Annotated in this window: 5 protein-coding genes, 1 tRNA gene and 3 rRNA genes; 7 read left to right on the forward strand and 2 right to left on the reverse strand. The window is 64.3% G+C overall.

Going from position 1 to position 13,054, the window contains the following annotated elements:
* The first annotated feature begins 122 nt into the window (after positions 1–122).
* The 6 genes from dapA to OHT61_RS23995 all read left to right on the forward strand — a co-directional run bounded on the left by dapA (position 123) and on the right by OHT61_RS23995 (position 8,990).
* The gene (gene dapA / locus OHT61_RS23970) at positions 123–1,022 is read left to right on the forward strand and encodes a 4-hydroxy-tetrahydrodipicolinate synthase (RefSeq protein WP_329041054.1); all 900 of its coding nucleotides are present in this window, start codon (positions 123–125) and stop codon (positions 1,020–1,022) included.
* A 130-nt stretch (positions 1,023–1,152) separates the two neighbouring features.
* Positions 1,153–2,838: a ribonuclease J gene (locus OHT61_RS23975; protein WP_329041056.1), complete on the forward strand. Its 1,686-nt coding sequence runs from the start codon at positions 1,153–1,155 to the stop codon at positions 2,836–2,838.
* 636 nt (positions 2,839–3,474) lie between these two features.
* Positions 3,475–5,000, forward strand: a 16S ribosomal RNA gene (locus OHT61_RS23980).
* 299 nt (positions 5,001–5,299) lie between these two features.
* Positions 5,300–8,425: ribosomal RNA gene (locus OHT61_RS23985) — 23S ribosomal RNA — on the forward strand.
* A 79-nt stretch (positions 8,426–8,504) separates the two neighbouring features.
* Positions 8,505–8,621, forward strand: a 5S ribosomal RNA gene (gene rrf / locus OHT61_RS23990).
* Together the 16S, 23S and 5S rRNA genes with 1 tRNA gene alongside form the textbook arrangement of a ribosomal RNA operon.
* A gap of 296 nt (positions 8,622–8,917) precedes the next feature.
* Positions 8,918–8,990: transfer RNA gene (locus OHT61_RS23995), tRNA-Thr, on the forward strand.
* Between the two features lie 66 nt (positions 8,991–9,056).
* Here the strand turns inward: OHT61_RS23995 and OHT61_RS24000 are convergent.
* Complete coding sequence (locus OHT61_RS24000; RefSeq protein WP_329041058.1) at positions 9,057–9,542, reverse strand: hypothetical protein; 486 nt, start codon at positions 9,540–9,542, stop codon at positions 9,057–9,059.
* 71 nt (positions 9,543–9,613) lie between these two features.
* On the opposite strand from OHT61_RS24000, the gene OHT61_RS24005 reads away from it, so the two are divergent.
* Entirely contained in the window at positions 9,614–10,147 is a 534-nt protein-coding gene (locus OHT61_RS24005; RefSeq protein WP_329041059.1) for a DinB family protein, read from the forward strand.
* Between the two features lie 94 nt (positions 10,148–10,241).
* Here the strand turns inward: OHT61_RS24005 and OHT61_RS24010 are convergent, their stop codons facing one another.
* Complete coding sequence (locus OHT61_RS24010; protein WP_329041060.1) at positions 10,242–12,869, reverse strand: SpoIIE family protein phosphatase; 2,628 nt, start codon at positions 12,867–12,869, stop codon at positions 10,242–10,244.
* Between the last annotated feature and the right edge of the window lie 185 nt (positions 12,870–13,054).

Raw genomic sequence — 13,054 nt, forward strand, 5'->3', positions numbered from 1 at the left:
TTCATCTAGGCTGATCAAACGGACCCGGCACTGCTTGAACCCCCGAGCAGGCAGTGCCGGGCTCCTCTTCCCCGTCCCCCCGAGGGGGCGCGGCGCTCCGACCAACGAGTAGCGTGTTACCCATGGCTCCGATCTCCACTCCGCAGACCCCCTTCGGGCGGGTCCTCACCGCTATGGTCACGCCCTTCACGGCGGACGGCGCACTCGACATCGACGGCGCCCAGCGGCTCGCCGCCCACCTGGTGGACGCAGGCAACGACGGCCTGATCATCAACGGCACCACGGGCGAGTCCCCGACCACCAGCGACGCGGAGAAAGACCAGCTCGTGAGGGCTGTCCTCGAAGCCGTCGGGGACCGGGCCCACGTCGTCGCGGGGGTCGGCACCAACGACACCCGGCACAGCATCGAGCTGGCCCTGGCAGCCGAGCGGGCAGGCGCCCACGGTCTCCTCGCGGTCACCCCGTACTACAACAAGCCGCCGCAGGAGGGCCTCCTCCGGCACTTCAACGTCATCGCCGACTCCACCGGACTCCCGGTGATGCTGTACGACATTCCCGGCCGCAGCGGTGTGCCGATCGACACAGAGACACTCGTCCGGCTCGCCGAGCACCCCCGGATCGTCGCGAACAAGGACGCCAAGGGCGACCTCGGCCGCTCCAGCTGGGCCATCGCCCAGTCCGGACTCGCCTGGTACTCCGGCGACGACATGCTCAACCTGCCGCTCCTCTCGGTCGGCGCCTGCGGATTCGTGTCCGTCGTCGGCCACGTCGTCACCCCCGAGCTGCGCGCGCTCATCGAGGCCCACCTCGGCGGCGACGTGCAGAAGGCCACCGAGATCCACCAGAAGCTGCTCCCCGTCTTCACCGGCATGTTCCGCACCCAGGGCGTGATCACCACGAAGGCGGCGCTCACCCTGCAGGGCCTGCCCGCAGGGCCGCTGCGCCTCCCGCTCGTGGAACTCTCCGAGCAGGAGACGGCCCAGCTCAAGATCGATCTGGCAGCCGGCGGGGTACAGCTCTGACCACGGACTTCACAACTGAATAAGCGGGGAGACCCGCGACGGAAACACCACCTGACAACAGCAAGTGCACGAATGACATGCGCGCCACGTGCCCTCAGCGGTACGTGGCGCGCGTGGTAAGGAGAGTCTTTTGAGTCATCCGCATCCCGAACTCGGTACCCCGCCGAAGCTCCCGAAGGGCGGCCTCCGCGTCACCCCGCTCGGTGGCCTGGGCGAAATCGGCCGCAACATGACGGTCTTCGAATACGGCGGCCGCCTGCTCATCGTCGACTGCGGCGTGCTCTTCCCGGAGGAGGAGCAGCCCGGCATCGACCTGATCCTTCCGGACTTCACCACGATCCGGGACCGCCTGGACGACATCGAGGGCATCGTCCTCACGCACGGCCACGAGGACCACATCGGTGGCGTGCCCTACCTGCTCCGCCTGAAGCCGGACATCCCGCTGATCGGCTCGAAGCTGACCCTCGCCCTCATCGAGGCCAAGCTCCAGGAGCACCGGATCCGTCCGTACACCCTGGAGGTGGCGGAGGGACAGCGCGAGCGCCTCGGCGTGTTCGACTGCGAGTTCATCGCCGTCAACCACTCCATCCCGGACGCTCTGGCCGTCGCCATCCGGACCCCCGCCGGCCTGGCCGTCGCGACCGGTGACTTCAAGATGGACCAGCTCCCGCTGGACGGCCGGCTCACCGACCTGCACGCCTTCGCGAGGCTGAGCGAGGAGGGCATCGATCTGCTGCTCTCCGACTCGACCAACGCCGAGGTCCCCGGATTCGTGCCGCCCGAGCGGGACATCTCCAACGTGCTGCGGACGGTGTTCGCCAACGCCCAGAAGCGCATCATCGTGGCCAGCTTCGCCAGCCACGTGCACCGCATCCAGCAGATCCTGGACGCCGCCCACGAGTACGGCCGCAGGGTCGCCTTCGTCGGCCGTTCCATGGTCCGCAACATGGGCATCGCCCGTGACCTGGGCTACCTGAAGGTTCCCGCGGGCCTCGTCGTCGACGTGAAGACGCTCGACGACCTGCCGGACGACGAGGTCGTGCTCGTCTGCACCGGTTCCCAGGGTGAGCCCATGGCCGCGCTCTCGCGCATGGCCAACCGGGACCACCAGATCCGGATCGTCCCGGGCGACACCGTGATCCTGGCGTCGTCCCTGATCCCGGGCAACGAGAACGCGGTGTACCGCGTGATCAACGGCCTGACCCGCTGGGGCGCGAACGTCGTCCACAAGGGCAACGCCAAGGTCCACGTCTCGGGCCACGCCTCGGCCGGCGAGCTGCTGTACTTCTACAACATCTGCAAGCCGAAGAACCTGATGCCGGTGCACGGCGAATGGCGCCACCTGAGGGCCAACGCCGAACTCGGTGCGCTGACCGGCGTGCCGAAGGACCACATCGTCATCGCCGAGGACGGTGTCGTCGTCGACCTCGTCGACGGCAAGGCGAAGATCGTCGGCAAGGTCCAGGCCGGCTACGTGTACGTCGACGGTCTCTCCGTCGGCGACGTCACGGAGACGTCCCTCAAGGACCGCCGCATCCTCGGCGACGAGGGGATCATCTCGGTCTTCATCGTGGTGGACAGCTCGTCCGGCAAGATCGTGGGCGGCCCGCACATCCAGGCCCGCGGTTCCGGCATCGACGACTCCGCCTTCAGCGCGGTGGTGCCGAAGGTCGCGGAGGCCCTCAACAAGTCGGCCCAGGACGGGGTGATGGAGCCGCACCAGCTCCAGCAGCTGGTCCGCCGCACCGTCGGCAAGTGGGTGTCGGACACCTATCGCCGGCGCCCGATGATCCTTCCGGTCGTCGTCGAGGTCTGACCGTAGGAGGCCGCCACCTGCGGCCGACCTGGAGCGGGCCGCCCCGATTTGCATCGGGGCGGCCCGCTCCAGTACGTTTGCCATTCCGCCCGAACGGGAAGCACCCCGCGCACGTCTGTGCGAGGGAGCCCTTCGAGGAGGCGGGGAATTCCGACTCAGAACTTCTGATAAAGTCGGGATCGCCGAAAGGCAAAGACCACTCCACAGGTCGCCGGAATCAAATTCGGACCGGAAACGGAACGAAAAAGAGTCTGGTAAAGTTGGAACCGCCGGAAAGGGAATCGCGAAAGCGAGGAACTGGAAAGCGAAAAGCAGTATCCCGCTTCGACCGGGAAATCGGACACGAAAGAGTCTGATAGAGTCGGAAACGCAAGAACGAAGGGAAGCGCCCGGAGGGCCCCGGTGAAACGGGACCGAAGGAAGCGTCCGTTCCTTGAGAACTCAACAGCGTGCCAAAAGTCAACGCCAGATATGTTGATACCCCGGCCTGCATCACGCAGGTTGGTGGTTCCTTTGAAAAGTCCTGCCGGGTCTTCGGATCGGGTAGGCAACAACAGCGAGGACGCTGTGAACAGCCGGTCATATTCCGACCTGGTTGTTCCGCTCTCGTGTTGTGATCCCGATTACGGGAAAACATTCACGGAGAGTTTGATCCTGGCTCAGGACGAACGCTGGCGGCGTGCTTAACACATGCAAGTCGAACGATGAAGCCTTTCGGGGTGGATTAGTGGCGAACGGGTGAGTAACACGTGGGCAATCTGCCCTTCACTCTGGGACAAGCCCTGGAAACGGGGTCTAATACCGGATAACACTCTGTCCCTCATGGGACGGGGTTAAAAGCTCCGGCGGTGAAGGATGAGCCCGCGGCCTATCAGCTTGTTGGTGGGGTAATGGCCTACCAAGGCGACGACGGGTAGCCGGCCTGAGAGGGCGACCGGCCACACTGGGACTGAGACACGGCCCAGACTCCTACGGGAGGCAGCAGTGGGGAATATTGCACAATGGGCGAAAGCCTGATGCAGCGACGCCGCGTGAGGGATGACGGCCTTCGGGTTGTAAACCTCTTTCAGCAGGGAAGAAGCGAAAGTGACGGTACCTGCAGAAGAAGCGCCGGCTAACTACGTGCCAGCAGCCGCGGTAATACGTAGGGCGCAAGCGTTGTCCGGAATTATTGGGCGTAAAGAGCTCGTAGGCGGCTTGTCACGTCGGATGTGAAAGCTCGGGGCTTAACCCCGAGTCTGCATTCGATACGGGCTAGCTAGAGTGTGGTAGGGGAGATCGGAATTCCTGGTGTAGCGGTGAAATGCGCAGATATCAGGAGGAACACCGGTGGCGAAGGCGGATCTCTGGGCCATTACTGACGCTGAGGAGCGAAAGCGTGGGGAGCGAACAGGATTAGATACCCTGGTAGTCCACGCCGTAAACGTTGGGAACTAGGTGTTGGCGACATTCCACGTCGTCGGTGCCGCAGCTAACGCATTAAGTTCCCCGCCTGGGGAGTACGGCCGCAAGGCTAAAACTCAAAGGAATTGACGGGGGCCCGCACAAGCAGCGGAGCATGTGGCTTAATTCGACGCAACGCGAAGAACCTTACCAAGGCTTGACATATACCGGAAAGCATCAGAGATGGTGCCCCCCTTGTGGTCGGTATACAGGTGGTGCATGGCTGTCGTCAGCTCGTGTCGTGAGATGTTGGGTTAAGTCCCGCAACGAGCGCAACCCTTGTTCTGTGTTGCCAGCATGCCCTTCGGGGTGATGGGGACTCACAGGAGACTGCCGGGGTCAACTCGGAGGAAGGTGGGGACGACGTCAAGTCATCATGCCCCTTATGTCTTGGGCTGCACACGTGCTACAATGGCCGGTACAATGAGCTGCGATGCCGCGAGGCGGAGCGAATCTCAAAAAGCCGGTCTCAGTTCGGATTGGGGTCTGCAACTCGACCCCATGAAGTCGGAGTTGCTAGTAATCGCAGATCAGCATTGCTGCGGTGAATACGTTCCCGGGCCTTGTACACACCGCCCGTCACGTCACGAAAGTCGGTAACACCCGAAGCCGGTGGCCCAACCCCTTGTGGGAGGGAGCTGTCGAAGGTGGGACTGGCGATTGGGACGAAGTCGTAACAAGGTAGCCGTACCGGAAGGTGCGGCTGGATCACCTCCTTTCTAAGGAGCACTTCTTGTCGGCTTCGGCTGACCAGAGGCCAGTACATCGGCGAATGTTCGATGCTGGTTGCTCATGGGTGGAACGTTGACTATTCGGCACGATCGGCAAGTTTTTGTGAGTACTGCTTCGGCGTGGAAAACAGGAACGGGTTGGTCGGGTCGGGCACGCTGTTGGGTATCTGAAGGTACGGCCGTCATGGTCGCCTTCGGTTGCCGGCCCCAGTGCACTCACCTGTAAGGGTGGGGTGATGGGTGGCTGGTCGTTGTTTGAGAACTGCACAGTGGACGCGAGCATCTGTGGCCAAGTTTTTAAGGGCGCACGGTGGATGCCTTGGCACCAGGAACCGATGAAGGACGTGGGAGGCCACGATAGTCCCCGGGGAGCTGTCAACCAAGCTTTGATCCGGGGGTTTCCGAATGGGGAAACCCGGCAGTCGTCATGGGCTGTCACCCGCTGCTGAACACATAGGCAGTGTGGAGGGAACGCGGGGAAGTGAAACATCTCAGTACCCGCAGGAAGAGAAAACAACCGTGATTCCGGGAGTAGTGGCGAGCGAAACTGGATGAGGCCAAACCGTATGCGTGTGATACCCGGCAGGGGTTGCGCATGCGGGGTTGTGGGAGTTCTCTTGATCAATCTGCCGGTTGGTCGACGAGTCAGAAACCGTTGGTGTAGGCGAAGGACATGCGAAAGGTCCGGCGTAGAGGGTAAGACCCCCGTAGCTGAAACATCAACGGCTCGTTTGAGAACCACCCAAGTAGCACGGGGCCCGAGAAATCCCGTGTGAATCTGGCGGGACCACCCGCTAAGCCTAAATATTCCCTGGTGACCGATAGCGGATAGTACCGTGAGGGAATGGTGAAAAGTACCGCGGGAGCGGAGTGAAATAGTACCTGAAACCGTGTGCCTACAAGCCGTGGGAGCGTCGCGCATCGAGCTTGCTCGGTGCGTCGTGACTGCGTGCCTTTTGAAGAATGAGCCTGCGAGTTAGCGGTGTGTAGCGAGGTTAACCCGTGTGGGGAAGCCGTAGCGAAAGCGAGTCCGAATAGGGCGATTGAGTTGCACGCTCTAGACCCGAAGCGGAGTGATCTAGCCATGGGCAGGTTGAAGCGGAGGTAAGACTTCGTGGAGGACCGAACCCACCAGGGTTGAAAACCTGGGGGATGACCTGTGGTTAGGGGTGAAAGGCCAATCAAACTCCGTGATAGCTGGTTCTCCCCGAAATGCATTTAGGTGCAGCGTCGTGTGTTTCTTGCCGGAGGTAGAGCACTGGATAGGCGATGGGCCCTACCGGGTTACTGACCTTAGCCAAACTCCGAATGCCGGTAAGTGAGAGCACGGCAGTGAGACTGTGGGGGATAAGCTCCATGGTCGAGAGGGAAACAGCCCAGAGCATCGACTAAGGCCCCTAAGCGTACGCTAAGTGGGAAAGGATGTGGAGTCGCAGAGACAACCAGGAGGTTGGCTTAGAAGCAGCCACCCTTGAAAGAGTGCGTAATAGCTCACTGGTCAAGTGATTCCGCGCCGACAATGTAGCGGGGCTCAAGCGTACCGCCGAAGTCGTGTCATTCACACATATAGGGCCAACGCCTGTGTGGATGGGTAGGGGAGCGTCGTGTGCCGGGTGAAGCAGCCGCGGAAGCGAGTTGTGGACGGTTCACGAGTGAGAATGCAGGCATGAGTAGCGATACACACGTGAGAAACGTGTGCGCCGATTGACTAAGGGTTCCTGGGTCAAGCTGATCTGCCCAGGGTAAGTCGGGACCTAAGGCGAGGCCGACAGGCGTAGTCGATGGACAACCGGTTGATATTCCGGTACCCGCTTTGAAACGCCCAATACTGAATCAGGCGATGCTAAGTCCGTGAAGCCGGCCCGATCTCTTCGGAGTTGAGGGTAGTGGTGGAGCCGACGAACCAGACTTGTACTAGGTAAGCGATGGGGTGACGCAGGAAGGTAGTCCAACCCGGGCGATGGTTGTTCCCGGGGTAAGGGTGTAGGCCGTGTGGTAGGTAAATCCGTCACACATTAAGGCTGAGACCTGATGCCGAGCCGATTGTGGTGAAGTGGATGATCCTATGCTGTCGAGAAAAGCCTCTAGCGAGTTTCATGGCGGCCCGTACCCTAAACCGACTCAGGTAGTCAGGTAGAGAATACCGAGGCGTTCGGGTGAACTATGGTTAAGGAACTCGGCAAAATGCCCCCGTAACTTCGGGAGAAGGGGGGCCATCACTGGTGATCCGATTTACTCGGTGAGCTGGGGGTGGCCGCAGAGACCAGCGAGAAGCGACTGTTTACTAAAAACACAGGTCCGTGCGAAGCCGTAAGGCGATGTATACGGACTGACGCCTGCCCGGTGCTGGAACGTTAAGGGGACCGGTTAGTGCACTTTCGGGTGTGCGAAGCTGAGAACTTAAGCGCCAGTAAACGGCGGTGGTAACTATAACCATCCTAAGGTAGCGAAATTCCTTGTCGGGTAAGTTCCGACCTGCACGAATGGCGTAACGACTTCTCGACTGTCTCAACCATAGGCCCGGTGAAATTGCACTACGAGTAAAGATGCTCGTTTCGCGCAGCAGGACGGAAAGACCCCGGGACCTTTACTATAGTTTGATATTGGTGTTCGGTTCGGCTTGTGTAGGATAGGTGGGAGACTTTGAAGCAGCCACGCCAGTGGTTGTGGAGTCGCCGTTGAAATACCACTCTGGTCGTGCTGGATGTCTAACCTGGGTCCGTGATCCGGATCAGGGACAGTGTCTGATGGGTAGTTTAACTGGGGCGGTTGCCTCCTAAAGAGTAACGGAGGCGCCCAAAGGTTCCCTCAGCCTGGTTGGCAATCAGGTGTTGAGTGTAAGTGCACAAGGGAGCTTGACTGTGAGACCGACGGGTCGAGCAGGGACGAAAGTCGGGACTAGTGATCCGGCAGTGGCTTGTGGAAGCGCTGTCGCTCAACGGATAAAAGGTACCCCGGGGATAACAGGCTGATCTTCCCCAAGAGTCCATATCGACGGGATGGTTTGGCACCTCGATGTCGGCTCGTCGCATCCTGGGGCTGGAGTCGGTCCCAAGGGTTGGGCTGTTCGCCCATTAAAGCGGTACGCGAGCTGGGTTTAGAACGTCGTGAGACAGTTCGGTCCCTATCCGCTGTGCGCGTAGGAATATTGAGAAGGGCTGTCCCTAGTACGAGAGGACCGGGACGGACGAACCTCTGGTGTGCCAGTTGTCCTGCCAAGGGCATGGCTGGTTGGCTACGTTCGGAAAGGATAACCGCTGAAAGCATCTAAGCGGGAAGCCTGCTTCAAGATGAGTATTCCCACCACCTTGAGTGGTTAAGGCTCCCAGTAGACGACTGGGTTGATAGGCCAGATGTGGAAGCCCGGTAACGGGTGGAGCTGACTGGTACTAATAGGCCGAGGGCTTGTCCTCAGTTGCTCGCGTCCACTGTGTTAGTTCTGAAATAACGAACGGCCGTGTTGTGTTCCGGTGTTGGTTAATTTCATAGTGTTTCGGTGGTCATTGCGTTAGGGAAACGCCCGGTTACATTCCGAACCCGGAAGCTAAGCCTTTCAGCGCCGATGGTACTGCAGGGGGGACCCTGTGGGAGAGTAGGACGCCGCCGAACAATTATTCCGGGAAAGCCCCGTGCCCTTGTGGCACGGGGCTTTTCTGCGTTCCCGGCCGGTTTCATCGCTGGAGCCGGCCCGTGGGCCCAGCGATCCCCTGTGTCCCTGTCTCCGGTGTCGCCTACTGGGTGAGGAGTCCTGGCCCGCCCCTGAACCGAGCGGTCCGCCGCAGCTTCGGAGGCACCGCCCCCGTGGTCAACGCCCAGCGATCCGCCGCCGACAGACGCCACGTCAGGACGGTTATGAGCACCCCCTCGTTCGGGGTATGCTTTACCTCGTTGCCGCAAGGCAGCAGGCCCCAATAGCTCAGTCGGTAGAGCGTCTCCATGGTAAGGAGAAGGTCTGCGGTTCGATTCCGCATTGGGGCTCAGCAAGGAAAAGGCCCCCGCCGTCGGCGGGGGCCTTTTTGTGTATCCAGGAGCAGAGAGGTGCCGCTATGTGGCCGCCCCAGGCTTTTCGGCGGGCATGAGTGACAGCACGTCGTGCTCAGTGGTCCCATCAGGTCTCCGCCCGAAGGAGGCCGCAAGGACCGCTGGGAGGTCCGTTTCGGCGACCCGGCCGCGTACCTCCCGCAGAACCTCGACGAACTCGTGGTCGCTGATGCCGCCCTGGAACTCCTGACGCAGAGCATGCACGACCTCGACGAGTTCAGGTCGCAGCCGCATCCAGGCGCGGGAAGTCCGTATCTCCGTCTCGACGTGGTCCATGAACCAGCGGATGACCGAGTAGGGGATGTCCAGGTGCTCTCCCGCAGTGTCGAAGCACACCGTGGGTTCCCGCGCCGGATCCTCGTCCGGGACGATCGCGATGACCAGGGTCCGGCCGGTGGCAGCGAGGTCCAGCTCCAGGTACCAGGAGTCGTCGGGCACGGAGTACATCGTGGTGAGCGAGAAGGCGCCGCAGGGCGAGGGTATGGCCATCCTGGCAGCCTGCCAGGCCCCAGCCGGCCACCCGGCTTGAACCCGCCCGCCACGAAGGGCAGTGTGGGCTCATGGCATGGACCGCACCGCCCGTTGTCCGGACCGTGGAGCTCGGAACCCTGGGCACCCTCCCCGAACGCCGGATGCTGGAGGGCTGGCTGCAGTGGCACCGGGAGACGCTCCTGGCCAAGTGCGCGGGGCTCGCGTCCGGGGAACTGTCCAGGACGACCGTGAAGCCGTCCGCGCTCACCCTCCTCGGCCTCGTCCGTCATATGGCGGAGATCGAGCGCTGGTGGTTCCGGAGGAGTGTCGCGGGCGAGGCTCTCGGCGACGTCTTCACGGATCCGGAGGACGGCGACGAGGGGTTCGACGGAGTCGAAGTGGCGGATGCCGCCCAGGCGTTCGCACGCTTCCGGACCGAACTGCGCCTGTGCGACCGGGCGGCCGCCGGGCGCGACCTCGACGAGACGTTCGTGTCGCCCCGGGGAGTCCCTCTCAGCCTGCGCTGGGTCTACGTGCTGATGATCCAGGAGTACGCCCGGCACAACGGCCACGCGGACTTCCTCAGGGAGCGGACGGACGGGACCACGGGGGACGCCGGCTGAGCGCAGCGGACCGGCGGGCCGCTCGACGGCGTGCGGGCGTCGGCTCGGGCCCGCGACGCGTCGCGGATGCCGCCGAGCCCCCCACACGCCGGCACTAGAAGTTCTGCGGCTCCGGGACACGCATGGCCAGGATGGCCATGTCGTCGGAGGCCGGTTCCGCGGCGAAGCGTTCGACCGCCCGCAGGATGCGTCCGGCCACCGCCCCCGCCGTCAGGCCCGTACACGTGGCGAGGACCTCGGCCAAGCCGTCGTCGCCGAGCATGCGCGTCCCCTCACGGCGTTCGGTGACCCCGTCCGTCACGCACAGGAGCACGTCGCCGGGAGCGAGTGTGACCTCCTCCTCGTAGAGGTCGAGGTCCTCGATGACCCCCAGCAGCGGCTGCGGTTCGGCCGCCGCCTCCACGGAGCCGTCCTGCCGCAGGCGCAGGGGGAGCGGATGGCCTGCACAAACGACCTTCAGGAGGGCGCTGCCGTCCTCCTGGGGCCACAGCTCGCCGTACAGCAGCGTGAGGAAGCGGCTGCGGGCGCCCTCGTCCAGGATGGCCGCGTTCAGCCGCTGCAGGACCGCCGGCCCTCCGAAGCCCTCGCGGGCGAGCAGGCGCAGGGCGTGCCGGGCGAGCCCCGTGACGGCCGCGGCCTCCGGACCCGTGCCGCAGACGTCGCCGATGGCGAACCCGTAGGCGCCGTCGCGGATGGGGAAGACGTCGTAGAAGTCGCCGCCGACCTCGTTGCCCTCACCGGCGGCCCGGTAGATGACCTCGATCTCGACATTGGGCACGTCGGGCAGGCCGGGCGGCAGGAGGCTGCGCTGGAGGGACTGGCTGATGGCCATGCGCTCCGAGTACAGGCGGGCGTTGTCGAGGGCCAGAGCGGCCCGTCTGGACAGGTCCTCGGCCAGTTCGAGGATCTCCTGGCGGAAGTGCTCGTCGGACGGTTTGCCGAGTGTCAGCATGCCGATGACGCGGTTGCGCGCCACCAGCGGCAGTACCACGGTCTCGCCTCCGACGGCCGCGGCCGTCGCCAGGGTGGTGCGGGCTGCCGCGCCCATGCTCAGCGGGGCGTCCCGGCCGAGCGTGCGCTTGGACGTACGCAGCGCGGCCGCGTGACCGGCCTCCGTGGGCGCCGGCCAGATGCGGGCCCCGGGGGCGGGGACGGGATCCGGCGGGCTGATCGAGGACAACAGCGCCTTCAGGCCGTCGATGAGCTCCTCGTCCTCGTGCAGGACGTACGAGAGGTAGGGCTCCGACGACTGGTCCGCGATGGTGTAGACCGCGCACCAGGTGGCCAGGGTGGGGACCGTCATCTGGGCCATCAGCGCCAGCGTCTGGTCCCTGTCGAGGGTGCCGGCGAGGAGGTCGGAGGCCTCGACGAGGAAGGACAGCGAACCGCGGCGCAGGCGTTCGAGCTCACCGAGCCGTGCCGACTCGACGGCGAGAGCGATGCGGTCGGCGGCGAACTGCAGTCGCAGTGCCTCCTCGTTCGAATACCGCCCCGGTGCCTCCGCCGAGACGCCCAGGGAGCCGGTGAGGCGGCCCTCGACCTTGAGAGGCACCGTGACCACCGAACGCATCCCGGTGTCGCTCAGCAGGGGGACGGCGCCCGGCACGACCGTGAGGTCCTCGTGGACGGCGGGCATGCGCGCGGAGCCGTAACGCCCCGTGCCCGCCTCCACGGGGACCCGTGCGAAGCGCTGGCGGGCGGAGGGCAGGCCCGTGGTCGCGCGGACCTCCAGCTCCGTCTCGTCGTCGGTGGCGAGCAGCAGGAACGCGGCGTCGGCGTCCAGCATGTCGCGGGCCCGCTCGACGGTGCGCTGCAGCAGGCCGTCGAGGTCGTCGGGGGCGGGGGAGCCGATGAAGATCTCGAAGGGGTCCGTGCTGCGGTTCTCGGCAGAGGTGTCGGAGACGGGCGCGCGCACCGGGGTCTGGAGCACGGCCCGCTCGTAGTCGCGTACCAGGAGGCAGACGGTCGACGGCTCACCCTGCGCGTCACGCACTCTGAGGTGCGAGGCGTACACCGGGATGACCCGGCCGTCCGCGCCGCGGATGCCGTAGCTGCCCTCCCACCGGGAGAGGCGCAGCGCGTCGGCGATGCCCGTGCTCGTGCCCGGGGTGTGCGGCCACGCCACGAAGTCGGTGAGCTGCTTGCCCTCGACCTGCTCCGCCGCGTGCCCGAAGAGGAAGGAGGCGTCCTCGTTCCACGAGGCGATGGCACCCGCGCCGTCGGTCTGGACGACGGCCACCCGCACCCGCTGTTCCGCGACGGGAAGGAGCGCGGTCGGCAGGACCGGGCTGGCCGAGCGGATGCCCACGGGACGTTCGGGAAGGTCGAGCTGGAACCAGACGTGCTTGTGCGTCGGGGTGTACTCGACGCCCCAGCGGGTGGCGAGAGCGGCGCAGAGCAGCAGGCCGCGGCCGCCCTCCCGGTCCGGGCTGCCGAAGTCCAGGCCGAGGCTCTGGAGCGGTACCTCGCGTTCCGGGTAGTGGTCGGAGACCTCGACGCGTACGCCGTCCTCGGTACGCAGGCAGAGCACGTCGGCCGCGGTCCCCGCGTGCACGACGGCATTGGTCACGAGTTCGCTCGTGAGCACGACGGCGTCGTCGACGACGTCCGTGTATCCCCACCCCTGGAGGGTGTCGCGTACGAACGCGCGGGCGGTCGCGACCGAGCGACCGACCGGATCGAAGGTGGCAGCCGCCCGCGCGGTGATCACAGCACTCCCCATTTGGTGTCTCGTCGCTTCCCCGAGTCCTGTGCCCGTTTCTCGCCGCTTCGATTCGCCTGCCAGGCTAGACGCTCGCCCGGTGTCCCGTGTACACGAGGGCGGACTTCGGTGCGCGGACCGCCCGCCGGGTGTGCGCCGGGCGCACGATTCCGGCTCTCCCCGTGAGGGAAGTGGGACGACCGTGG

This window comes from Streptomyces sp. NBC_00178 (assembly GCF_036206005.1).
Taxonomy (GTDB): domain Bacteria; phylum Actinomycetota; class Actinomycetes; order Streptomycetales; family Streptomycetaceae; genus Streptomyces.